This is a genomic window from Alcanivorax sp. HI0083 (genome assembly GCF_001635175.1).
This window is the reverse complement of record NZ_LWFX01000590.1, coordinates 1-501: the sequence shown is the minus strand read 5'-3', so window position 1 is coordinate 501 and position 501 is coordinate 1. Positions and strand designations below refer to the sequence as shown.

The 501-nt window shown below is 60.9% G+C and carries 2 protein-coding genes; both read right to left on the bottom strand.

All coding sequences use genetic code 11. The features are described from left to right. A partial coding sequence (locus A3754_RS05975; RefSeq protein WP_197468497.1) for a low molecular weight protein-tyrosine-phosphatase occupies nucleotides 1-245 on the bottom strand: 245 nt, incomplete at its 3' end. Then, the coding region (locus tag A3754_RS27370) for a cytidylyltransferase domain-containing protein (protein ID WP_369817581.1) at nucleotides 245-501 on the bottom strand (257 nt) is incomplete at its 5' end. The genes A3754_RS05975 and A3754_RS27370, both read right to left, overlap by 1 nt.

The window sequence follows — 501 nt, the reverse complement described above, 5'->3', positions numbered from 1 at the left end:
TCCGCAAAATCCGCCGGGCTGACTTGCCTCGCGCGCAGGTCAGCCATGGAATAGCCCCGTCGCAACGCGGCCTCCTGGGTACGAGGGTCCGGCGCCTTGCCGATATGCCAATCGCCGGTTCCAACGCTATCAATACGAATACGATCTTCCAGGCCGGCTGCCTTCACGCGTTCACGAAAGACCACTTCAGCGGTGGGTGAACGACAGATGTTGCCAAGGCAAACGAACAATACTGATACGCTCATTACCGGCCTCCCAACTCTGACCGCAGACGCTCAAGATCCGCCTGGGTATCGACCCCACCGGGCACAGCCTCGCAGGCAGGTTCAATGTGGATAGCCACGCCATTGGCCATGGCCCGCAGCTGCTCCAGAGATTCCAGCTGCTCCAGGGTCGCGGGCGGCCATTGCACATACCGGTGCAAGAACGCTACCCGGTACGCGTAGATGCCGATATGACGCCACCACTGCCCTGCGGACATGTCCTGCTTACCATCGGCAA